We start from the raw sequence: 24,044 nt of genomic DNA on the forward strand, positions 1-24,044 counted from the left end.
AATAAATACTGATAACCACCGTATTTTCCCATACTTTAATTTGGATGGCTATATAGTTTGGGTAAAAAAAGCTTATGTTCAAGATTTACTTGGATGTGTTGCTTGTGATGATACCCTACAAGAAACAGAGTAGCTGATTTAGAATTGTATCTGGAAGTATTGAAAGAAGATGGACAACCCATACCCGAACCATCTACAGAAGTTGGTAAAGTTGCAGTGACAATATAATCACAACTACCGAAAAAATCCACCATGCAAACACTAGCCGTTACTGAAACCATCACCACCATAGCTGAAGCAGAAAAAAGATTTGGTTTAACTCGCAGTGAATCTCAGGATTTTTTTACAGAATGGCATGATCAATTACCTGAGATTAACCCTAATGACCGCACTAACCTAGAAATTTTATGGCAGCGTTATATTTATCATCGTTCCGGTGGACATTTATTAGAAAGTACAGTAATGCTATTACTTGTCTCTCCATTGCTGACAGTTGCAGGTTTGTATGACCCACCTTTTCGCATCAAAGCTGAAGAATCTGTACAAATCACAATAACCGATAGCGAAGAAACTCTACAGGGTCGAATAGATGTTTTAGTATTGAAAGATCGCCTTTGGATAATTGTTTTAGAGTCCAAAAAAACCATGTTATCAGTTTGGTCGGCATTACCCCAAACTCTTGCTTATTTAATAGCCAGTCCGAATACTGATTTGCCTACTTTTGGAATGTTAACTAATGGGGATGATATTGTCTTTGTCAAAGTCCAAAATCAGCAGTATGCTATTTCACGGGTGTTTGCACCTCTAACTACCCAAAGTGAATTAGAGTCTGTGTGTCGAGTCTTACGCAAAATTGCAGAAACAGTAAAATGATTGATAAAAGTGTAAAATTAAATAAAAGGGAAAATGCTATGCTAACTAAAACAGATTATGCTCTCTGGATTGAAGAAACAGTTAATCTATTGAAAGAAAAAAACTATCAAAATGTAGACTGGGAAAACTTAATTGAGGAGATTGAAAGTTTGGGCAGAAGCGATCGCCAAAAAGTGAGAAGTTTTTTAAGACAATTATTGGCACATCTACTTAAACGCTGTTATTTACCACTTCCTCAAGAATTTCATCACTGGGAAGTAGAAATTCGTAATTTTCGCGTAGAACTTCAGGATATTTTTGATGATTCACCCAGTCTCAAACGCTATGCTAACGAAGTTTTACCAAATTGCTGGCAAGTTGCTTTAGAAGGAGTTCGTCAAGAATATAAAGGTTTCGATTTTCCTGATCAATACCCTTTTGCTGAAGATATAAAGGGAATTTTACATGATACTTTTTGGTTAGAGCAATTACAATGACTTAAATCGCGTAATTTTACGCATAAATAATCTACTACGCAACCCACCAATTACCAATTACCAATTACCAATAACCAATAACCAATTACCAATTACCAATTACCCATCACCTCTTCCCCAATCAGGTTATGATAGTAGATAGTCTGGATGCAAAAGATGATTGAGTGAACTACACCGCACCCTCTTCAGAAATTAATTTAGGGTCGATTTTTCCCTTTGAGTTGGATCAATTCCAACTAGATGCGATCGCCTCTCTCAATGCTGGCCGCTCAGTGGTTGTCTGTGCGCCCACAGGATCGGGTAAAACTTTAGTTGGGGAATACGCTATTTATCGCGCTTTATCCCGTGGTAAGCGTGTATTTTACACCACACCACTGAAAGCCTTATCTAATCAAAAATTACGCGACTTTCGGGAAAAATTCGGATTTGATATGGTCGGTCTATTAACCGGAGATGCTTCTATTAACAGGGATGCACCGATTATAGTCATGACTACCGAGATTTTCCGTAATATGCTTTATGGCACACCCATAGGTCAAATCGGGATCTCTTTAACAGACGTTGAGGCTGTAGTCCTCGATGAGTGCCACTACATGAACGATCGCCAACGGGGTACAGTCTGGGAAGAATCTATTATTTACTGTCCCCGTGAAGTCCAACTGGTCGCACTTTCGGCTACAGTTGCGAATAGTGAACAACTTACAGACTGGTTAAATCGTGTTCATGGACCCACAGACCTGATTTATTCTGATTTTCGCCCTGTTCCTTTAGAATTTCACTTTTGCAACCCCAAAGGTTTATTTCCCCTACTCAATGACAGCAAAACTAAAATTAATCAACGTTTAATTAAACGCGGTAAAAAGGGTATAGGAGAAAGAGGTAAAGGTAATCGTCCAGAACCACCAAGTATAGTTTATACCCTCAGTCAATTGGCACAACGGGATATGCTACCTGCCATTTTCTTTATTTTCAGCCGCAGAGGTTGTGATAAAGCGGTGGCTGAGGTGGGTGATTTATGGTTAGTCAATAATGAAGAATCCCAAATATTACGTAGGCAGATTGATGATTTTTTAGCCCGTAATCCAGAAGCAGGACGTACTGGACAAATTGCACCCCTGTACAGAGGTATTGCGGCGCATCATGCGGGAATTTTACCAGCTTGGAAAGTTTTGGTTGAAGAACTTTTTCAACAAGGTTTAATTAAAGTTGTCTTTGCTACGGAAACTCTGGCAGCAGGTATTAATATGCCAGCACGGACAACAGTTATTTCTACCCTTTCTAAACGCACTGATAATGGACATCGTTTATTAAAAGCTTCGGAATTTTTGCAAATGTCCGGGCGTGCTGGTCGTCGGGGCATGGATTTACAAGGTCACGTTGTGACATTACAAACTCCCTTTGAAGGTGCAAAAGAAGCTGCTTATTTAGCTACATCTCCCCCAGATCCTTTGGTGAGTCAGTTTACTCCCAGTTATGGGATGGTGTTAAACCTCTTGCAAACCCATACTTTAGAACAAGCAAAGGAACTGATAGAACGCAGTTTTGGCCAGTACATGGCAACATTGTATTTAAAACCAGAATATGATGAAATTGCGGACATTAAAGCAGAGTTAGCAAAAATTGAAGCAGAATTAGCCGCAGTAGATGAAAATGAAATTGCACTTTATGAAAAATTGCGGCAGCGTTTAAAAGTAGAACGGCATATATTTAAAACTCTACAGGAACAAGCACGGGAAGACAGACAAGAGCAACTTTCCATGATGTTAGATTTTGCCGTGACAGGAACGCTGTTGAGTTTAAAAGATAAAAACATGACAGCGACTTTACCGTTAACGGCTATATTATATGGTAAAGCTCCTGAAGTTGGACCTACGTCTTACTTAGTTTGTTTAGGACAGGATAACCGCTGGTATGTAGCGACAACAGCAGATGTAATTGATTTATATGCAGAGATGCCCAGAGTAGAAGTACCAGAGGATATTTTACCACCTGATGAACTAGGTTTAAAACGGGGTCAGTCAGTGCGGGGGAATGCAGCAACAGAGGCGATCGCTCAGAGTATACCCGATCCGAGCGAATATATGTACATGACACCGGAAGTAGCTGCTCAACTGAGTCGGGTGAATGCAGTACAATCACAAATAGAAAATCATCCCTTGCATAAATCAGGGAATATTGCCAACATATTTAAACAACGAGCGCGGTGTGTAGAATTAGAAGCGGAACTAGAAGAGTTAGAAGAACAAGTAAAACAACACTCACAGCAACACTGGGAAGAATTTCTGAATTTAATTCAGATATTACAGCACTTTGGCGGGTTGGATAATTTAGCACCCACAGAACTAGGACAAATGGCCGCAGCAATTCGGGGTGAAAATGAGTTATGGTTAGGATTGGCGATCGCCAGTGGAGAACTAGATAATTTAGATCCCCATCACTTAGCAGCAGCAGCAGCATCTTTAGTCACAGAAACACCACGCCCCGATAGTCGGGTACGTTTTAACCTCAGTAACGAAACAGCAGACGCTTTAGCCAAACTTAGGGGTATTCGTCGCAAACTGTTTCAAATTCAACACCGTCATAACGTAGCTTTACCTATTTGGTTAGAATTTGAACTCATTGCAGTTGTAGAACAATGGGCGTTAGGAATGGACTGGTTACAACTTTGTGCTAATACAACTTTAGATGAAGGTGATGTAGTTAGGTTGTTGCGTCGTACTCTAGACTTATTATCACAAATTCCTCATGTTCCCTTTGTTACTGATAGTTTACGACAAAATGCCCAAAGAGCAATGCAATTAATTGATCGTTTCCCGGTGAATGAAGCAATGGAATAAACTAAGCAAACCGAGTTCATTGATCATCCCATAAAACCAGCAAACAACAAAGGTAAAAGTATCAAAGCTGATCCTATTAAAACCAAAGTTGCTGGATCAATTTTGATGTGATTTTTTTGTGGATCTGGTATTTTTGACATTCTCTAAAATTGGTAGTTTAGCTAATTTTAAATCATTAATAACTGTAACCTGTAACCTGTAACCTGTAACCTGTCACCTATTATCTCTTTTACCAGGAAATTGAGTACCCATTTCCGTTAGCGCAGAAAAGATGAGATAGGTAATGAGTAAAGCGAAACCTGCAAAAAAAGCGAGTAAATCGTTGTTCATAATATACCTGATTTTATCAACAAAACTATTATAATAGTTGAAGATACCAAAAAAGTAAAAAAATGGGAGTAAACAATGGGGCCCATTAATCCTTACACCCTACAAATGCAAATTACCAGAATGTTTGCGGAAGGACAATCATTCTTTGCTTTAACAAAAGTGCAAGATTGGTTAAAAGAACATAATCAAAACCCGTTAGAATATGAGATTTTTTTTCATAAAAAACCTGCACCTCCTGGTTCTCAAGAAGTAATGGTAATAGAAATAGAACTGAAACGTAAAGATGGACAACCTGTGGACTCTTGGTTACAAGAACAAGTAAATTTACACGCTTAACTAATTTGTAAGCATTCAGCTATCAGCATTTAGCAGTCAGCAAAAAAGAAGAAAATCATCAATAATAGGTTATAAATTTCTCTCATTAATACTTATGTCATTTGACAGAACAGGAGCATCCTTGTTATTACAGCAGTTTTCATGTCTTTAGACCACAGTCAGGGCGAAGCATTCGGATGATAGTCTTAGGTAAAAACCGATAATTAATTGTCCGAATGCTGATGCTTCCAGCACGCTTCGCGAACGCCTCTACATTGTTGACGCGAAACCTAAATCAAATGTGGTTCATTTACCTGAAAATAGCTGTAACTCAGTTTTTCTTCAGAGAATAACTGATTACTGATAGCTGAATACTTAGACTAATTTCCACAATTATCAATTATCAATTATCAATTATCAATTATCAATTCTTAATAATCACTATCAGCCACACAAATTCCTTTACATTTAATCCCATTAGTAGCAGTGCGTTTACAATGGGGACATAGGACTTTTTCAGTTTCGATATCTTGATTTATTTCTATATTGTTACTTGCGTGTAACTTGTCTTTTTCGGTCTGAATTTTTTCACTCATAAGCATCAAGGAATTTTTTACGGTTTACAAACTTGTATCTACCCATTTACTGGTTACGGTGTTTCCGTGGGTGTGGGTTCTGGTGTTTCTGTGGGTTCTTCTGTAGGTGTTTCTGTAGGTGTTTCTGTAGGTGTTTCTGTAGGTGTTTCTGTAGGTGTAGGTTCAGGTTCTGGGGGATTTTCTGCTGTCACCGTTAACTGATAATCTGTAGATTTAGAAGCTGTGGAAACTACGACAAATTCATAAAATCCCGTTTCTGGTAATGTTTTGGATACAGTCCGCACCGTAGAATCTTCTAAAAATGTGACTTTACCAGAGGGAGAATAAATAGATAATAACACCTGAGAACTAGCATCTAGTTTAACTTCCATTGTTTGATCTTTTGCTAGTCCAGCGATGAAAACTTTACCTCCTCCTGGTTGTAGATTACCACTAACTGTTTTACCTGTAGTCCCAGGATCAAATACTATTCTTGCAAAGGCACTATTAGAAAGGATAGCATTGAGTTTATCATTAACAAATGCGTGCCAAACTTGCCCAACGGGTTGCTCTATAAAATTTTTACCTTGATATTCAGGGAATACACGGAAAAAGGTTGCATCACCTAAGTCATACAAAGCACGACTGCTAACATTTCTGCGGTTAACTTCTACTTTCCAGCGATCGCGTTCTGCTGGGGTATAAGTTCCCATTTGTCTACGCGCTCTACTACTCAAAAGAGACAGTTTATCTAGGGTTTGGGCGGCTATTTGATCCCATTCTTTCCGTAAATCTTCGTCTTCTGGTGTATCATTTAAATCACGTCCTTGGATATTGGGGTTTTTCTCCCAAAAAAGTTGGTTGATTAAACTGATATAAAAGTTATTATCTATACCCAACTGTTGACGGCGATCGCTCAATCTTTGTTTACGTTCTCTTTCTTCAGGTGAAAAATTATTTTCCGGGGTGGTGGGGGTTTCTGTAGGTGTAGGACTTAATGTAATATCCGGGTTACTTCCATCTTGGTTGTTCCCACGGTTACTAATACCCCACCACAACAAACCTATACTACTAAATAACGCCACAGTCACAATAAATACATTTGTTGTAGTCCAAATACTTGTATTTTGGGGTGTGGGAGTAGCAACTGCTGGAGGTGCGGGAGTTTTGGGAGGAGAAACTGCAATAGTTCCTGCGGTGGTTGGGGAAGTTGTGGGTTTTGGGGGTTGAGTAGCTGGATATACTGTAGGTGCGACAGGAGGAGAGTTATTAACTGCTTTTCCATTCAGTGCGTCTAAAACTTGACGTGCTGACTGATAGCGATCGCTTGGTCTGGGAGATAGCATTTTATCTAAAATGTCCCCCAATAAAGGACTAAGGCTAATTTCTCGCCGCCATAGCCATTGTAAATTTTGTGTATCTATTAAATCTTGTGGTAGTTTCCCTGTCAGTAAAACCAACACTGTCACAGCTAAAGCATATAAATCACTGTGAGGATATACTAAACCGGTTTGCATTTGTTCTGGAGGTGCAAAACCAATTTTTCCTAACAAAGTTCCACTACTTCCAGAAGTAATTACCCCAGATTGATAATATTGAGAAGCGACAGTTTGCGCGACTTGTTTCACTCCCCCAAAATCAATTAAAACTGGTAATTGATCCACAATTCTCAATATTAAATTATCAGGAGAAATATCACGATGAATCACACCTACATGATGGATATATTCTAAAACTGGTAAAAGTTGTTCTAATAACTGACGAACTTCAATTTCTGTAAATTTTAAACCTTTTTGTTTGCGGGAATTTAATAAAGAATTATAAGTTTCACCTGCTACATGATCTTGCACTAAAAATAGAGATTCTTTACCTTGTAAATTAATACGTAATAGTTCCCGAAAGCGGGGAATTTGAGGATGTTGTAATTGATAAAGAACACTAGCTTCTCGTTGAAATAACTCCTCTGCTTTTTGCACAATATAAGGAGTTTGCACCTGGGGAGAAAATTCTTTTAAAACACAAGCTTCTCGAAAACGGTTAATATCTTCAGCTAAGTAAGTTTTCCCAAACCCACCTTGTCCGAGTTGACGGACAATAACATAGCGATCGCCTAAAGTTTGTCCTGCTTGAATACCACTATTGACAGGAGTTTCTATTATCTTCTCACCACACTGAAGACAAAACTTACTACCGGATGGATTTTGATGTCCTTGAGAACAATAAAGATTAGTCATAGGGAATAGGAGTCAGGAGTCAGGAGTCAGGAGTCGGGAGTCAGGAGTCGTAGGAGCGAAGCATTCGGACAACAAATTATCAATTTTATGAAAAGGCTATTTTCCTGTAAGGGCGAAGCATTCGGGCAACTAATTATCAATTTTTATCACAGGTTATTTTCCGAATGCTTCGCCCCTACTTCGCCCGTACAGGAGTCAGGAGTCAGGAGTCAGGAGTCAGGAGAAAATTAATACCCCAGTCACCAGTCACCAGTCACTTATTCCCTACTTGATCAGAGGCGATCGCATACCAAAACTGCATAAAAGTCTGCTGATTTAGTTTCCCACGCACTTGACCAGGAAACAATGGATCAAATTTTTGATATGTTTCCTCTCTTAACTCCTGAAATGAACGATATTTACCTAATCTACCAGCTTTAGCTAGTCTATCCCATTTTTGGGAATCTTCTATACTATAATTACCTATTTTCCTCCGTGCTATCTGACTCAAATTAGCTTGTTCTATTTTCTTTAACAACTCATCTGCTGTACTATTCCACTGTTCCCGTAAAACCCGATCTTCCGGTTTATCTGTTAATACCCTTCCCCGCAACCCTGGCCTGATAGCATAAAATCTTTCATCTACTGTCTTAGTAAACACCGCTTGGGAAATTTCCAACTCTTGCACACGGTTAAAAACCTCCTCAACACTGCGGTTTTTATTTCCCACACTGATAGGATTATTGATAGATGGTATACCGGGAACTTCCACTTTAGGTAAACTAATTGATGTAACACTTCTTACCATAAAATGTCCCAATGCCCACATACCACCACCAATTAAACCGACTCCCATAGTCATAGTAAAAGTGACAGCAAAAGGACGCAACCATATAGGCATCGGTATATTTTGCAGTGCCAGGTGAGTAGTTCTATATACTTTTTTCCCTGGTGCAGCTACCATTGTTTGTAACCTGCTCAGGTGAGTGTTTTTGTTATTAACAGAAGGTTGCATAGTATTTGGATTAGTATTTATGTTATGGATAACTGTAGAAACAGAACCAGAAACAGATGTTGGTGCTGGTAAATCTTTCAGAACTTGATCTGCTGTTTGATAGCGATCGCTTGGTTTATATGCCAACATCTTTTTTAAGACTGCTGTTAATTTTGGACTTACTTTAATTTCCTTTCCCCAATACCAAGTCCCGTTATAACTATCATAAAGTAAATGCGGTTCTTTACCAGTCACTAACACCAAAGCCGTTACCGCCAATGAGTATAAATCACTGCTTTTAAATACTTTTCCCTGAAGTAACTGTTCTTCTGGTGCATAACCTTTTTTACCTAATAAAGTACCATTTCCCACCAACTTAGTCTGCCAAAAACCCTGATAAGCTGGTAATTGTTTTACACCACCAAAATCAATCAACACAGGTAAACCATCTTTTTGGCGTAAAATCAAATTATCAGGCGAAATATCACGGTGGACAATATCTAAAGAGTGAATATAACTCAAAATCGGGAGAATCTTGTGTAAAAGGTTAATAACTTCCTCCTCACTCAAAGATTTTCCCTGTGTTTGCAGTTGTTCAAATAACTGATAATAATTAGCGCCTTCCACATAATCTTGCACTAAAAAGAAAAAATCTTTAGTACCAATTTTAGCTTGTATAGATTCATGAAATCTGGGAATTTGCGGATGTTTGATTTTTTTAAGTACGTTCGCTTCCCGTTCAAATAACTCTTGAGCTTTTTGTAAATCTTCTTTTTTAGTGACTTGGGGCGCAAATTCTTTTAAAACACACTTTTCACGGGCTTTTTGTCTATCAATCGCCAAATAACTCCGCCCAAAGCCACCTTGCCCCAGTATACGCCCAATTTCATAACGATTATTGATTACCTGTCCTACAGTCAGCGGTAAAGATTCTCCGCACTGAGTACAAAAACTGTTACCATTATTATTTGCGTGTTGTTTGCTGCAATAGACGGACATGGTAGGGAACATAGATCAATATACTGATACAGTTCTACAATATCAAAAAGGTAATTTACGAACTATTGTGGTGACTGGTGACTGGTGACTGGTGACTGGTGACTGGTGACTGGGTTATTAACTTGCCCTAGTTCTTCTACCTCCTGAACTCCTGACTCCTAACTTATGAACCCAAAAACCCAAAAAGCGATTCAAGAACTAGAAAAATTTGTTTCTACTCCCCTAGCAGAAACACTGGAACAACATCAAAAAACTACACCCCAAGAAATCGCAATTAACCTATTTAAAACTGTAGCTGCTACCGTACCAGCTTACAAAGCGTTTTTAGCAACACATCACATCAACCCGGCAACAATTCAAACTTTAGCAGACTTCCAAAAATTACCAGTTATTTGTAAAGAAAATTATATTTCTCTTTACACTCTACCAGAGCTATGTCAAGATAGAATATTAGGAAGCTGTGATATGATCGCGGCTTCCTCTGGCTCAACGGGAAAATCCACATTTTGGCCGCGTTTCTTCACTGATGAATTACAAATAGCCACCCGGTTTGAGCAGATTTTTCATGATAGTTTTGATGCAGATAATAAAAGCACCTTAGCAATAATTTGTTTTACCTTGGGAACATGGGTAGGGGGAATGTTCACTACCAATTGTTGTCGGTATTTAGCAACTAAAGGTTATCCCATTACAGTCATTACACCTGGAAATAATAAAACCGAAATATTGCGAGTTGTGCAAGAATTAGGTGGTAATTTTGAACAAGTTGTATTATTAGGATATCCGCCATTTTTAAAAGATGTTATTGATACGGGAATTACCAATGGTTTACAGTGGAAACAATATCATATTAAATTAGTAATGGCAGGAGAAGTATTTAGTGAAGAATGGCGGAGTTTAGTAGGTGAAAGAATAGGATCAGAAAATCCTTGTTATGATTTTGCGTCAATGTATGGAACAGCAGACGCAGGAGTTTTAGGAAATGAAACACCTTTAAGTATTTGTATTAGAAGATTTTTAGCAGCAAACCCAGCAGCAGCAAAAGCATTATTTGGAGAGTCACGTTTACCGACATTAGTACAGTACGATCCTTGTAGTCGATTTTTTGAAGTTGAAGAAGGAAGATTAATATTTTCTGGTAATAATGGCATTCCTTTAATTAGATATAATATCTTCGATAATGGGGGGTTAATTAGTTATTCAGAAATGCTGAAATTCCTAGCTGAATGGGGGTTTGATCCGGTTGCTGAGTTAGGTGAAAATAGAGGAATACATCAATTACCATTTGTTTATGTTTTTGGACGTGCTAATTTTACCGTTTCCTATTTTGGTGCAAATATTTATCCTGAAAATGTGACTGTGGGATTAGAACAACCGATAATTAGAGAATGGGTAACGGGTAAATTTGTGTTACAGGTAAAAGAAGATCAAGATAAAAATCGCTTTTTATCTGTCGTTGTGGAATTAGCACCAGGGGTAGAAGGTAGCATTGAAAAAACTGCAACTATTACTAATTCTATTCTTGCTCAATTGTTACGTTTAAATAGTGAGTTTGCTAATTATGTTCCTGGGGAATATCAAACACCCCAAGTAGAATTAAAACCTACAGGTGATTTGGAATATTTTCCCGTGGGTGTTAAACATAGATATACTCGCAATTGATAATTGATAATTGATAATTGATAATTGATAATTGCAATGATATGGGTTCTGCCTATAATAGAAGTCAGAGACTTCTTAAATTCATTCCCATACAGACAGGACTTACGCAAAAGGGAACGAAAGTAGGGGTAATTCATGAATTACCCCTACGCAAGAATAAGGTTTTCAGTCACATCTTGCGTAAGTCCTAACAGAGTATGGGAACTAGTAATTGATAATTGACAATTGATAATTGACAATTGCAATGATATAGGTTCTGCTTAAATTCATTCCCATACAGAGTATGGGAACGAGTAATGATTTTCTGATATGATTAATACCATAATTTACACTTATAATGATACAATCACTGCACGGTTATTTAGTTAATTAATGAATAGTTCTGGTATAAAGTCTATCCTTCATCCTTTGCGAATTGGTGAACACATTGCCCGCTATCCAATTATTCAAGGTGCAATGTCAGTGGGTGTATCTGGTGCTAAACTGGCTAGTGCAGTAGCTAACGCTGGTGGAGTGGGTGTCATTGCTTCAATGGGAATAGGGTTAAATTCTCTGTATTTTCACAAACGCCAACGGGGTAGTTTTTTTACAGCGAATCAGTTAGCATTGAAAGATGAAATCAGCAAAGCACGGATTATTAGCCCAGAAGGAATTATTGGTGTTAATGTTTTAGTTGCTACTAGAGATTATTTGACATTAGCTCAAACTGCGGCAGCAGCAGGGGCAAATTTAATTATTACTGGTGCGGGATTACCTTTGACTTTACCAGAATTTACGGTAGACTATCCAGATGTGGCCTTAGTGCCAAGTGTAGCTAACGTGCAAGCTGCAAAGTTGATTTGTGAAACTTGGAAAAGCCAGTATAATCGTTTACCTGATGCTTTGATTTTGGAAAATTGTCAAAAGGTGGGAGGACATTTTTCACAGTGCGAACAGGCGAATTTTCCTGGTTTTTCCATTGAGTGGATAATTACCGAATTACGCGAGTATTTAGCACAACAAGAAAAGAGCATACCATTAATTATTACTGGGGGAATAAGCGATCGCACAGAAATTGATCAGATATTAGGGATGGGAGCAGATGGTGTACAAATTGGTACTCGCTTTATTACTACAGAAGAATGTGATGCTGATTTGCGGTATAAAGAATTTCATCTAAGAGCAACTCCAGAGGACATTGTGACAGTACCGAGTCCAGTAGGAAAACCCAGTCGTGCTTTAAAAAATGCCTTTGCGGAAATGGCGATATCTTCAATAAGCTGCGCTAACGCTGATTTATCATTGTTAGAACGTAGATGTATAGCAAATTGTTTAGAATCTTGTTTATGTAGAGATACTAAAAAAACCTATTGTTTGCTGCAAGCACTTTCTAAAGCAGCGTGTGGAGACATAGAAAATGGTTTAATTTTTTCTGGTGCTAATTTGGGATCAGGCGATCGCATCATCTCAGTTTCCGAATTAATGGCAGAATTAACCTGTTGATAGAAAATGGGGAGATGGGGAAAACATTCTTTACTTAATTCCCTATTCCCTATAACTTTAGCGGTGGCGATCGCATTTAATAAACATTTAATAAACATTTAATAAAAATTCGCCCAATCTATACCATTAAAAACTAATATTTGAATTAAACCATAAGCCAAAGCTGCACTACCGATAGGAACAGTTAAATTATCAATACCCAGAAACGAAAAAGCTTCTAAAAATGTAGCTATAATAGCTACAATTATTGATATCAGCCATATTTCCCAAGAGTTTCCTTGGGTTGGCAGTAAAATCAACACAGTCATCAAAAAACTAACAAACGTCATGGTTAAAGAACCTTCCCAACTTTTGTTTGCACCAAAAAGTTTATATTTATGTTTACCAAATCTTTGCCCGATTAAAGCCGCTAGTCCATCTCCCCAAGCCATAATTAAAATACCTAAAGCTGCATATTGGGGTTGGTGTAAATACCAAAAACAAGCAACTAAAATCCCAATACTAACTGCATAAAAAAATGTACCTAAACTTTGACGACCAACGCTATTAATTCCTGGTAAAAGGGGGAAAAAATAGGATAATAAAGTAATAATGCCAGCTAAAATTGCAGATGTAATGCCAATAATAGCAGGGATATTGAACCACCAAGCCAGTAAAATTACATTACCTGCGCCAATATGGACTATTTTACGGATAATTTCGGGTTCACTGTCGGTAAAGCGACTAACTAACCAGGCGACGAAGATAACAAGTAATACCCAAGCCGCAGCAACGGAAATTTGTTGCCACAATGGGAGAATAGATTCTAAACCGAGAAATGTCATCAACTATGTAATCAACTATGTAATCAACTATGTAATCAACAATGACGCAACTGATAATTTTGAGACTGTGATTCTTGTTATTTAAACCTAATACTACTGTAGGCGATTTGGGCATGAAAATAATATTGATTGGGCTAATTAAAGGTTATCGCTTATTCATCTCTCCTCTGTTTCCGCCGACTTGTCGCTTTCAACCAACTTGTTCAATGTATGCTATCCAAGCTATTGAGCGTTTTGGGGTGTTCCGTGGTGGTTGGATGTCTATTTGCAGAATTTTACGTTGTCATCCGTTCCACCCTGGTGGTTATGATCCAGTACCAGAAGTGGGGGAAAAGTCTTGTTGCGAACATCGGGAGTAACAGATACAGAACTGGTTGGAGAAAATTGGGTAGTGGAAAACTCATTCAAAACCTACTACAAAACTTACTATTTTACAAGCTGAGTTGATAATATGCGTCCATATCACCAAATTTCCATTATTGAATGTGGTGAACCTTTAGTGAAAATTCCCTTAGAACGGTTTGCGGTGGAGACTCCCCATCCTTATGAAAAATTAGGTGCTGACTATGGGGGATATTCTGCTTATTTTTTGCGTGCCAGTGTGGTCGAAAATTTAATTGAGGCACAAAATTATTTACAATTGTTACATCCTGGTTGGTGTATTCAAATATTTGATGCTTATCGCCCGGTAGCTGTGCAGCAATTTATGGTAGATTATAGTTTTGCCCAAGCTGTGCAAGCCAGGGGATTGATTGAGAGTGATTTATCGACTCAACAACGGGAAGAAATTTGGCAGCAAGTATATGAAATTTGGGCGGTCCCAAGTTTAGATATGAATACTCCTCCTCCCCATAGTACAGGTGCTGCGGTGGATATTACTTTAGTCGATGAAAATGGGGAAGTTGTGAATATGGGTTCACCGATTGATGAAATGTCTGAGCGATCGCACCCTGATTATTATGCCCATTCTGATGCCCATTGTCATCAAGAATATCATCGCCATCGAGAATTGTTACTAAATGTGATGTTAAAGGCAGGTTTTCAACGTAATCCTAGAGAATGGTGGCATTTTTCCTTTGGTGATCAAATGTGGGCTTGGTTGTGTAATCAGCAAACCGCACGCTATGGGCGTTTCAATAATGAATAATTAGGGGTTGCTGAAAAAGTCCCTTCGTTGAGGCAGGGAATAGGGAATAGTTTGGACTCAATCGCTCAATTACTTGTCTAGATTGAGTTTCCCATCTTTTTGACCTCTGTTAATACTACCCTTGACAATTTTTCCTTTTCCTTAACTTGTCACCAATGATCTTTTAACAATTCTGCTAAAATTTCGGGAGTTAAGCCGTTTTCTTCTGCTTCTTGGCGAATCTGTTGAACAATTTCTTCAAAACTTGTATTTTTTAAAAGTTCTTTAAGGATAAGATTACAAACAATCAGGGCATTTTTTTGTTTTTCGGGTTCTGCTTCTCGGTATGCTTTGGCAATTTCTGGGTCAACTTGAAGGGTAATTGTTTCCATAATAAGTTAAGCCTCTATTAATTGACATTGTTAATTATAACAAATTAAGATTATTTGTGCTTGACATTATCCTCAATAAATTTCTCTGGTTTCTGCTTTGGGGTTGTGGCGTTTGATTAAAATAAAAAAGCCCAAATCTGTAATTGAATTTTATTTCTACATTAATTGTCAATTATCAATTGTCAATTATCAATTGATGATGGCATTCCCAGTCTGGAGACTGGGAACGAGAGGTTAGTTAGCTTTTTTGTATCGGAAATTAAAGATTTACCATTTATGTCTGATCCATTCGTAAATCTCTAAATATTTCGCACCGGGAATATTCCAAGAATTATCATACAACATACCCTGAATAGCTAGTTTTTTAAACTCTTCGGGTTGCTGATACCATAAATCTATAGCCCTTCCCATTGCTGATTCTAATGCTAGGTTATCCATGTCATAAAACACATAACCATTGCGTTTTTCTGGTGGTAAATTTTGATCATAATCTCTGTCAAAAACAGTATTTACTAAACCTCCAACACCCCGAACAATGGGTACAGTTCCGTATTTTAAACCTATCATTTGGGTTAAACCGCAAGGTTCATAATTACTGGGTACAACTATCATATCTGCACCAGCATAAATGAGGTGAGATAATTCTTCATTAAATCCCAGTTCTAAATGCACATCTGGGTTATTATTTAAAAATTGTTTTTCATGGTAAAAATGAGCGTTAATTGCTGATTCCGTAGCTGAACCTAACAATACAAATTGCGCTCCTCTATTCAAAGCATAGTACATAGCATGGTGAACCAAATGGACACCTTTTTGATTATCTAAACGACCGATGTAAGCAATGATGGGTTTTTTCTCATCATGAGCTAACATCAATCTTTCCCTTAATGCTTTTTTGTTATATGCCTTTTGTTCAAATTCATCCCAGTTGTAATTATTAGGGATGTAACGGTCAACTTCGGGATTCCAAAAATCGTAATCAATGCCATTGAGAACTCCACTAAATTTGTCTTTTTGCAAATATAATGTATGTCCTAAACCACAACCCACATCACTGGTTTGAGCTTCGACTGCATGATTTGGTGATACTGTGGTAATTGCATTGGCGTAATTAATCCCTGCTTTCATAAAATTGATCGCAAAAGGATTAAAATTATCCCGCAGTTTGTCGTATTGAAAATAATATTCTGGGCGATTTAAATTGGTAGCTTGGAGAGTTTCTACACCACCCATACCTTGATGTTTAAAGTTGTGAATGGTGTAACAAACTCTTTGATATTCCATGCCATGATATTTATAAATTTCATACAACATGACAGGAATTAACCCAGTTTGCCAGTCGTGACAATGAATGATATCTGGTCTTTTATTACTTTGCAGTAAAAATTCTAAAGCTGCTTTGCTAAAGAAAGCAAACCTCATGTTGTCATCATCGCAACCATAGTAACAACCTCTATTAAAGAAATTGTCTTGACTGTGGGGTTGAATGAAGAAACAAACCCGACCATGTACCCACCCGCAGTATACAGAACAGTGAACTGCGCCACCATACCAGGGTACCCACAGGTTAAGGTAGGCATCGTGAAGACCCCATATATGATCGTAACGCATACAATCATACATTGGGAGAATAAGTTCAACAGTGTTTCCCCGTCCTTCTAACTCCCTGCTAAGTCCATAAACAACATCCCCCAAACCCCCAGCTTTTATTACAGGAGCGCATTCTGAGGCAATTTGTACTATGTACATTCCTAGCCCTCGCCTTACAAAACTTTATGTTTACTATATAGCAATTTATGAAAAATGTACTCATTGACAACTGGGTATTGGGATGATAAACGAGGATTGAATTTTTGGGTGTGGGGTGTAGGAATTTTCATTTTCACTCTTGCCTCTTGCCTGTCCTCACAGATAACATAACTATTCAAACGGACTTGATATTACTCCTGACTCCTGATAGCGTAGCGTAAGCCACATTTTGCTGTAAATTAAGATGTCAGCAAGGGAATCTATCCTCAGAATTATTATCAAAGCATTAAGTTTCCAGACAAAATCCTGGGATTTATGTCTGAAAAGAGTATGCTTCAAACCAGAAGATATCGAAATTGTGTATTACAGCAGTTTTCACCTAGTTAGACCATAGTAGAGACGTTGCGTGCAAATTCTCTACAAGGGTTTTAAAGATTGTTTTGTGGTTCATTTACCTGAAAATCGCTGTCATGTAATTTGGTAATCTCAATCTATCAAGGTAAAAATTTCAGACAAAATTGTGTGGTTTAGGTTCTGACATAATATCTAAAAATATTTTTAATATGTGAATTTTCCATTATTGGAACTTAGTAATTTTAAAATTTAGTAATTTTAAAATATACGAATTACATTTTTAGACAAAATGATCGGATTTATGTCCTATGATCATGTGCATAAAGCTTTATATGTATCGGGACTTTGGATTATTTTAAATCTAGTTATGCAAAAACATTTAAAAGGAATTAACTCCTAATTTAGAGGATAAAACAATGAAGAAAATAGTAATTGCGGACTTAAAATATAATGCAGGAAGCCTTTTTCGTGAGCTATCTGTGGTTGAAACAAAGACTGTATCTGGTGGTAGTGGTGGGAGCGTCAATAATTATTTTATATCGGGTAATACTGGAAACGTGGAGAATACAGGGACTGGTGACGTTAAAGGTGTAGATAGTGGCATCAGGGATAATAAGGTCGCTACTGTAGACTATTCCAGGTCAATATACGTCGTCATAAATTCTTGGTGATTAATTATTTGTATTCTGGTACTGACATTAAGAAATTTTTAGTTGGTTGAGGGGAAAACATTTTTTTAGGGCATTTGTTTTTACAGATTTTACTCCTCATAAATCATAAATTTTCATACCTGCTCATTTCTGGATTGGTAAATTAAGACAATGGCTGCAATCATGAATACTGAATTACATTCTGTTCAAGTCAATGGGCTTTTTCAGAAACTGACTTTAGAAGAAATGGAGTCAACGTCAGGAGGTAATACTGTTATTCCTTTATGGAGTAGTGGTTTAGCGGCTTTCTCTCTCAATATGTTTTGTGATGAGTTAAATAGTTTATTCAGTGAATATTACATACCTCCGATTTTTAACGACAACAAGCTTTTTACGGTTGATTTTTCGGAAATAGATATCTATTTGGTAGTTTAATCATTTGCGGGGGTTAAAAATTGGTTTGTACCGACTCTTAACCCCTGAAAAATTACACGGCTATTGTCTCTAAAGTTCGAGATTGTTGCTGACGACGACCGTGGTAAATCATTTGAATAGGTTTATCTTGACCTGTCACCAAACCACGGCGTTTTGGTTTAACTTCACGAGTATCTGCTAGTTCCATTTCCCAACCTTGGAGGATTTTAGCTAGTGCTAATTTCATTTCAAATTGGGCAAATGCTAGACCAATACAACGTCTTGCACCAGCGCCAAAAGGGATAAATTGATATGGTGAAAATTGTTTTTCTATAAAGCGTTCTGGGTTAAATTGTTTAGAGTTGGGATAAATATCTTCTCGATGGTGAGTGAGGTAAATTGAACCCATCACAACTGTACCTGGTTCTAGTTGATAACCATCTACAGAAATAGGGGTTTTTACCCGACGGGGAAAAGTCAACATTCCCACGGGATAAATCCGCAAAGTTTCATTACAAACGGCGGTGAGATAAGGTAATTTAAAAATAGTATTGGAATCAGGATTTTCGCCTAAAGTATCAAGTTCTGCTAATAATTTTTGGCGGACTTCTGGTAGTTTATGAACCCAATATAAAGCCCAGGCTATGGCTGTAGCTGTGGTTTCATGACCTGCTACTAACAAAGTCATTAATTCATCCCGTAATTCTACATCAGTCATTGGTTGACCGTCTTCATCCCTTGCAGACATTAGCAAACTGAGGATATCTGTACGTGATGGGTCAGGATTTTCTCTGCGTTCCTGAATTTCTGCATACAGGAGTTGGTCAGCTTTATTTTGACGACGTTCCTGTATTTCCCAAAGTTTGGAAAGACCAATCACTTTTTGTAACGCTGGAAAATATAATAAAGCCACTCTCCAAACTTCACTACCTGCTTCCAGAATTTCACATAGTAAGTGTTGTAATTTTTCAGCCCGTTCACCTTCATAAAGTCCAAAGACAGCTTGCATCATCACCCCCAGAGTAATTTCTTGGGTAACTGTTCGCACATTAAAAGGTTGATTTATTTGCTGTTTGCCGATGACTTTTTCGGTGATATTATTAATTACATCAGCATAAGTTCGCATTCTTTCCCCGTGTAAGGGAGGCATGATTAACTGCCGTTGTCGCTGATGTTCTTTACCACTTTGAGAAATCAGAGAATTTTTACCTAGTAACCCTTCAAATAGTTGATTTAAATCGCCTGGTGCTTCTAATTCTTTGGTATCATTGCTCAAAACCTGCTGCATTGCTTCTGGGCTATGAATAAAGACCATAGGAGGTAAATTGTAATCCAGCTTGAGAGTAAAAATATCACCGTAGGTTTTGGCGCATTCTTCCATGTAGGACATCGGGCTAAATACCCAGCGTAGCATTTGCAGGGTAGCTGGAGTTTTGGGTCCTGTGGGTAGAGGCATAAAAGTTTTTTGGTAGATGTTAGTTTTTTACTAAATATCTTATAGCAAAATTCAGAAGTCAGGAGTCGTAAGGGCGAAGCATTTGGGCGACAAATTATCATTTTATCAAAAGCCTATTTTCCTGTAAGGGCGAAGCATTCGGGCGACAAATTATCATTTTATCAAAAGCCTATTTTCCTGTAAGGGCGAAGCATTCGGGCGACAAATTATCATTTTATCAAAAGCCTATTTTCCGAATGCTTCGCCCCTACTTCGCCCCTACTTTGCCCGTACAGAAGTCAGGAGTGAATGAGAAAACGAACCACGAAGGCACAGAGGACATGGAGGAAAGAAGGTTTTAGAGATATTTTGCGTCAGCTTCCACACCCGCCATGAAATTCATTTCATGGCTAATAAATCAAGTAAACTAAAGTTTACTGAAGAATTTTCTGGTTATTGAGTCATCTTTAGATGACTTTGGCTATTAGCAAAGAAATATGGCTAACGCCACGCTTCGCTATCATTTCCTTGCGGGCTATTGGTTTGTCATGCTGCTTTCATAATCTCTGCTTATGTTTTGCATTCTAAAACTGCAATAAACCTTTACAACCGTGAAGATGTAAAATTTTGGTTACATTACAGTAGTTTTCAAGTCTTCAGACTTCTCTTATTTCCCCTTTGCGCCTTTGCGTCTTTGCGTGAGATAAAAAAGTCATTCATGAAAACCACTGTAAACCAGCATTTAAAGTTTCCGACGATTTTATTAAGGTACTCAGCATGACAGCAACTACAACAAAGGCATCTTCCGCAGTTCCCAATTTTTGTGAAGGTATTCAATATTTTGGGGAAGCATTGCCAGATTTTGAAACTTATGGTGCAACGCCGGTGATAGAATCGGGCAAAGGTGCGATCGCTAATCCCAATGATACTACAGCAGTTTATCAAACCCTACTAGCTGCCGATGCCCTGCGCTACCTGACTCTACAAATTACTGGTAGTAAGGCTTCTGGACATCCCGGCGGTTTTGCCAGCCAAGCGGAAGCTTATGCAGCTTTGGTCATGCTGGGACATAAAAACATTATCACCGAAGTTGGACACCACGCCCCCGGTTTTTATAGTGCCATGTTTCTCGACCGTTCTTTAGAAGACATGGGCATTTCTACAGTACAACAATTGCGCGATCGCTTTCGGGAAAAACACGGTTTATTAGGACATTTATCCGGTTATATTCCTGGTATTCTCGCCCCTGCTGGTCCTTTGGGACAAGGACAACATTTTGCGATGTCTGCTGCACTGCTACACCGTGACAAACTCTTCCCCTTCACTGTGGGAGATGGGGGACTCGGTGAACCCTACATCATGAGTGCAATGGCGCATTTTCACACCGCTTACCCCAATGTAACCAACTTCCTACCTATCCTAGTTTGGAACGGTTACAGCCAAGAACATCATAGCATGGTATCTTTAAAAACTACCGATGAAATGATCGCTTATTGGAAAGGTAACGGTTTTGCCGAAGTTATCATCGTTGATGCCAAAGAATTTGACGACCAACATCAACCGGGAGATTACGTAGATAGTACCATTTTCTCCTTCCAAAAACGGTTAGAATTTACCAAAGCGGTATTATTAGGCGTTGATAAAGCTGCCCGTTCTGCTTTGAGTGGCACATTAACGGTATTTATCATTAAACAACTCAAAGGCGCGGGTGTTCACGCTTTAGGGGCAAAATCTCACAACCTCTATCCTCAAGATACCTTAACCGCTCCTCACATTGTCACAGCCTTACAAAAACGCGCTTTACCTGTAGAAGCATGGCAAACAGTCCGCACAAACGCCGAACGTGCCGGAGGTGGACCCGCAGCGAAAACTGTAGTTACAGAATTTGAATTACCTTTAGCAGACATCGGCGAATTACCATTAGAAGAATATGCAGTTGGCGGAGATCCAAAAGTTTCCACAACCGCAATGGGAAGGTTAGTAGGAATAATCGGAAATAAAGATAAAAATTTCCTAGTAACTAACGCCGATGGTAACGCCGCTTCAGGAATTGGTAATATTAATGAAGCCTTAAAAATCATTCACCCCACAGCAGATGAAACCTATCATCAGGCTCCAGGAGGTCAAGTTTACGAGCCTTTGAGCGAAGATGCTTGTGCAGGTTTAGCAGTGGGTTTATCCTTAATGGGGGCGAGAAGTTTGTGGTGTTCCTATGAATCTTTTGCCATCAATGGTTTACCAATTTGGCAAACAGTCACCCAAGCAATGGCAGAATTAAGAAGAAAAACACCGTCAACTATTACCTTATTTACTGCCGGTGCATTAGAACAAGGTCGCAACGGTTGGACACACCAAAGACCAGAAATTGAAGCTTATTTTGCTTCGATGATGAGAAATGGTAATGTATTTCCTGTTTTTCCCCCCGATGCTAACAGTATTCAAGTCTGTTATGATTGGGCTTTGGGAACAAAAAATAAGGGAATTGTCATTACTGCAAGTAAGTCACCTTTACCCATTAGAACAACTTTAGAACAAACAAAAGAAGGGTTAGAAAAAGGCGCGATTTTATTACATGAAGTTGCGGGAGGAAAACAGGTTGTATTTGCTGTAATTGGCGATATGACCTTAATTCCCGTGTTTGAAGCGGCGGCATTTTTAGAGACTGAAGGTATTGGGGTGAAGATAATTTCTGTTATTAACCCCCGGCGTTTATATCGTGCTAATGATACAGCTTGGGATACTTGTTCTGAACCTGATGGTGGGTTTTTGAGTGATACAGAATTTGATAGTTTGTTTGCTGGTGATGCGTTAATTGGTGTGACTGGTGGTGCAGGTGCGATGTTAGAACCTATTATGTTACGCAGTACCAGTAAGCGGGATATTTTCGCTTGGAAGCGTGGGGAAACTACCGCAAGTGCGGGTGAGTTGATGGCGTTTAATGGGTTGACTGCGGAAGCGTTGACGAAGCGGGCTATTGAGTTGGTGCATTAATTAAAACGCAGATGTACGCAGATGAACGCGGATGATTTGGCGTTTGTTGCGTACATTTGCGGTTTTTAGTTAAAAGTATTTTTTGTAGATCATTTTTTGTTAAGCAATAATTAAAAGAAAATCATGTTATAATCTTATAATAAATTCATATAAACTATTATGCAAATACTTTCTAAAAGCTTCGATAATAGAATAAAAGCACACAATATTTTAACAGAAATGCCTATTTCTGAATACTTAGAAATAGCTAGAAATATTATTGACAATAATCCTTTTCAAAGGAGAAAATTAAGATTATCTTCATCAATTTATAGCTTGCTAAAACAAGATTTAAAACAAGGTTGTACCATACCTCCTTTAGTTTTAGCTCTCAGTAATGAAAATATAGCTATTAATGATATAGATGAGAATAAATCTATCGATTATATTAATACCCATAGAGACAAATTAATCATTCTTGATGGTTTACAAAGAACATATACATTACTTGATTTAGCCAATGAATTAGATGCTAAAAATAATGAAAATAAGAGAAACTTTTATGATCACCAGTTAAGATTTGAAATCTATTTAGGTCTGAACAAAATAGGTATACTATACAGAATGTTAACCCTGAATACGGGTCAATCACCCATGTCTGTGAGGCATCAAATAGAAATACTTTATTCAAATTATCTTGATGAAAATATTCCTGAAGGAATACGACTTGTAAGGGAAGTTGATGAAGAAACACCTCATCAAATTGGTGAGTATAGATTTAATGATGTAATAGACGGTTTTACTTCCTATATTCTTAGAGATGAGTCTAGTTTAGATAGGAGAGACTTACTTGAAAGTATCAAGAGTTTAGAAAAACTGGCACTAGAAAATCAAGATAAGGATTTATTTCAAAATTACATCACAACCTATAATAAGTTTGTTGAAAAAATCCAAGAATTGGCAGGTGATTGGGAATTTAATAATGAAGAAAGCAGCTTATCAGGAAATCCTTTTGGTTCTAGCGTAGGTACAACTAACGTATATAAAATATTTACTAAATCGCAAGTAATGACAGGTTTCGGTGCTGCTGTGGGATTTTTGAGAGATAAAGAACTCATTAATTCATTTGATGATATAAACCTGTATATTGCCACTATTCAAGTTACCAATAATAATGAGCATTTTCTTGATAAATTAGTTTTAAATTTAGATGATATCAGTAAAACGGCTCGAAAAATTGGCAATTCTCAAAGAATGTATTTTTACTACTTGTTTAGAGAATTATTTAGTAGTGCTAGTGACTCATTTTTATCAATAGATAAGTCAATAGAATCTGGTTACAAAAAATATAAATTAAATGAGTAATTTTTGTCT

19 protein-coding genes are annotated in these 24,044 nt (G+C 37.9%); 12 read left to right on the forward strand and 7 right to left on the reverse strand.

Translation table 11 applies throughout. The annotated features are described in order from the left end of the window. Positions 1 to 252: 252 nt before the first annotated feature. From H6F47_RS05985 to H6F47_RS06000, 4 genes are all read left to right on the forward strand, one after another. Entirely contained in the window at positions 253 to 873 is a 621-nt protein-coding gene (locus H6F47_RS05985) for a type I restriction endonuclease (RefSeq protein WP_190347059.1), read from the forward strand. 38 nt (positions 874 to 911) lie between these two features. Then, the gene (locus tag H6F47_RS05990; RefSeq protein WP_096572558.1) at positions 912 to 1,349 is read left to right on the forward strand and encodes a DUF29 domain-containing protein; all 438 of its coding nucleotides are present in this window, start codon (positions 912 to 914) and stop codon (positions 1,347 to 1,349) included. A 164-nt stretch (positions 1,350 to 1,513) separates the two neighbouring features. Then, positions 1,514 to 4,186 (forward strand): DEAD/DEAH box helicase, encoded by a 2,673-nt coding sequence (locus H6F47_RS05995; protein ID WP_190648044.1) that lies wholly within the window; start codon positions 1,514 to 1,516, stop codon positions 4,184 to 4,186. Positions 4,187 to 4,591: 405 nt separating this feature from the next. Then, positions 4,592 to 4,852 (forward strand): hypothetical protein, encoded by a 261-nt coding sequence (locus H6F47_RS06000; protein WP_190648046.1) that lies wholly within the window; start codon positions 4,592 to 4,594, stop codon positions 4,850 to 4,852. A gap of 410 nt (positions 4,853 to 5,262) precedes the next feature. On the opposite strand, the gene H6F47_RS06005 is transcribed toward H6F47_RS06000, so the two are convergent. From H6F47_RS06005 to H6F47_RS06015, 3 genes are all read right to left on the reverse strand, one after another. Next, positions 5,263 to 5,427, reverse strand: a complete 165-nt coding sequence (locus tag H6F47_RS06005) for a hypothetical protein (RefSeq protein ID WP_190347062.1) — start codon at positions 5,425 to 5,427, stop codon at positions 5,263 to 5,265. A 53-nt stretch (positions 5,428 to 5,480) separates the two neighbouring features. Further along, positions 5,481 to 7,640 (reverse strand): serine/threonine-protein kinase, encoded by a 2,160-nt coding sequence (locus H6F47_RS06010; protein WP_190648048.1) that lies wholly within the window; start codon positions 7,638 to 7,640, stop codon positions 5,481 to 5,483. A 253-nt stretch (positions 7,641 to 7,893) separates the two neighbouring features. Continuing rightward, positions 7,894 to 9,612 (reverse strand): serine/threonine-protein kinase, encoded by a 1,719-nt coding sequence (locus H6F47_RS06015; RefSeq protein WP_190648082.1) that lies wholly within the window; start codon positions 9,610 to 9,612, stop codon positions 7,894 to 7,896. Between the two features lie 165 nt (positions 9,613 to 9,777). On the opposite strand from H6F47_RS06015, the gene H6F47_RS06020 reads away from it, so the two are divergent. Together H6F47_RS06020 and H6F47_RS06025 are read left to right on the forward strand one after the other, a co-directional pair. Next, a complete protein-coding gene (locus H6F47_RS06020) occupies positions 9,778 to 11,274 on the forward strand; it encodes a phenylacetate--CoA ligase family protein (RefSeq protein ID WP_190648050.1) in 1,497 nt (498 codons plus the stop codon). 372 nt (positions 11,275 to 11,646) lie between these two features. After that, entirely contained in the window at positions 11,647 to 12,756 is a 1,110-nt protein-coding gene (locus tag H6F47_RS06025) for a nitronate monooxygenase family protein (protein WP_096565563.1), read from the forward strand. 98 nt (positions 12,757 to 12,854) lie between these two features. Here the strand turns inward: H6F47_RS06025 and H6F47_RS06030 are convergent, their stop codons facing one another. Then, positions 12,855 to 13,580 carry a diacylglycerol/polyprenol kinase family protein gene (locus H6F47_RS06030; RefSeq protein ID WP_096565565.1) on the reverse strand — a complete coding sequence of 242 codons (726 nt, stop codon included), beginning with the start codon at positions 13,578 to 13,580 and terminating at the stop codon, positions 12,855 to 12,857. Positions 13,581 to 13,693: 113 nt separating this feature from the next. Here H6F47_RS06030 and yidD point away from each other — a divergent pair, with 113 nt between their 5' ends. Together yidD and H6F47_RS06040 are read left to right on the forward strand one after the other, a co-directional pair. Beyond that, positions 13,694 to 13,939 (forward strand): membrane protein insertion efficiency factor YidD, encoded by a 246-nt coding sequence (gene yidD, locus H6F47_RS06035; RefSeq protein ID WP_096572559.1) that lies wholly within the window; start codon positions 13,694 to 13,696, stop codon positions 13,937 to 13,939. Between the two features lie 92 nt (positions 13,940 to 14,031). Further along, positions 14,032 to 14,727 (forward strand): M15 family metallopeptidase, encoded by a 696-nt coding sequence (locus tag H6F47_RS06040; RefSeq protein WP_190648052.1) that lies wholly within the window; start codon positions 14,032 to 14,034, stop codon positions 14,725 to 14,727. A gap of 149 nt (positions 14,728 to 14,876) precedes the next feature. On the opposite strand, the gene H6F47_RS06045 is transcribed toward H6F47_RS06040, so the two are convergent. Beyond that, complete coding sequence (locus H6F47_RS06045) at positions 14,877 to 15,098, reverse strand: hypothetical protein (protein WP_190347066.1); 222 nt, start codon at positions 15,096 to 15,098, stop codon at positions 14,877 to 14,879. Between the two features lie 267 nt (positions 15,099 to 15,365). Next, positions 15,366 to 16,847 (reverse strand): glycogen synthase GlgA, encoded by a 1,482-nt coding sequence (gene glgA / locus H6F47_RS06050; protein WP_096565571.1) that lies wholly within the window; start codon positions 16,845 to 16,847, stop codon positions 15,366 to 15,368. Positions 16,848 to 17,617: 770 nt separating this feature from the next. Between glgA and H6F47_RS06055 the strand changes: the two genes are divergently transcribed. Both H6F47_RS06055 and H6F47_RS06060 read left to right on the forward strand, forming a co-directional pair. Further along, complete coding sequence (locus tag H6F47_RS06055; protein ID WP_190347068.1) at positions 17,618 to 17,872, forward strand: hypothetical protein; 255 nt, start codon at positions 17,618 to 17,620, stop codon at positions 17,870 to 17,872. A gap of 150 nt (positions 17,873 to 18,022) precedes the next feature. Next, positions 18,023 to 18,286, forward strand: a complete 264-nt coding sequence (locus tag H6F47_RS06060) for a hypothetical protein (protein WP_096565575.1) — start codon at positions 18,023 to 18,025, stop codon at positions 18,284 to 18,286. A gap of 52 nt (positions 18,287 to 18,338) precedes the next feature. Here the strand turns inward: H6F47_RS06060 and H6F47_RS06065 are convergent, their stop codons facing one another. Then, on the reverse strand, positions 18,339 to 19,721 hold the full coding sequence (locus H6F47_RS06065; protein WP_190648055.1) for a cytochrome P450: 1,383 nt from the start codon (positions 19,719 to 19,721) through the stop codon (positions 18,339 to 18,341). Positions 19,722 to 20,477: 756 nt separating this feature from the next. On the opposite strand from H6F47_RS06065, the gene H6F47_RS06070 reads away from it, so the two are divergent. Beyond that, entirely contained in the window at positions 20,478 to 22,691 is a 2,214-nt protein-coding gene (locus tag H6F47_RS06070; RefSeq protein ID WP_190648057.1) for a phosphoketolase, read from the forward strand. A gap of 159 nt (positions 22,692 to 22,850) precedes the next feature. Continuing rightward, the gene (locus tag H6F47_RS06075; RefSeq protein ID WP_137666342.1) at positions 22,851 to 24,035 is read left to right on the forward strand and encodes a hypothetical protein; all 1,185 of its coding nucleotides are present in this window, start codon (positions 22,851 to 22,853) and stop codon (positions 24,033 to 24,035) included. The last annotated feature ends 9 nt before the right edge of the window (positions 24,036 to 24,044 follow it).

It is taken from the genome of Sphaerospermopsis sp. FACHB-1094, from assembly GCF_014696195.1.
In the GTDB taxonomy this organism is placed as follows: domain Bacteria; phylum Cyanobacteriota; class Cyanobacteriia; order Cyanobacteriales; family Nostocaceae; genus Sphaerospermopsis; species Sphaerospermopsis kisseleviana.